Annotated in this window: 1 protein-coding gene; it reads left to right on the top strand. The window is 71.2% G+C overall.

Annotated features, from left to right (window positions below; translation table 11 throughout):
* Window positions 1–441 (top strand): AMP-binding enzyme (locus D3227_RS40700; RefSeq protein WP_147377851.1); only part of this gene is annotated, 441 nt, incomplete at both ends.

Genomic DNA, 441 nt, shown 5'->3' with positions numbered 1-441 from the left:
GCCGGGCGAGATCGCAGCGCGGCTTTGCGAGCACGCGTGGGTGCGCGAGGCGGTGGTGGTGGCGCACGAGGATCGCGCCGGCGACAAGCAGCTTGTCGCCTATGTGGTGGCGAAGCCGACGGAAGGATCGCACGAGGACGATGGCGTGGAGCTTGCGGCCGCGTTGCGGGCCCATCTCAGTCGCCTGCTGCCGGACTACATGGTGCCATCGGCCTTCGTGCGGTTGGACGCGCTGCCGCTGACGCCGAACGGCAAGCTCGACCGCAAGGCGCTGCCTTCGCCGGCCGATGATGCCTATGCGCGGCGGGCCTACCAGGCGCCGCGCGGCGCGGTCGAGACGGCCCTGGCCGGGATCTGGCAAGAGCTGCTCGGGGTCGAGCGGGTCGGCCGCCACGACCACTTCTTCGAGCTCGGCGGCCACTCGCTCATGGCGGTGCAACT

The organism is Mesorhizobium waimense (assembly GCF_003601975.1).
GTDB classification, from domain to species: Bacteria; Pseudomonadota; Alphaproteobacteria; order Rhizobiales; family Rhizobiaceae; genus Mesorhizobium; species Mesorhizobium waimense.
This window is presented reverse-complemented; position numbering and strand designations above follow the sequence as displayed.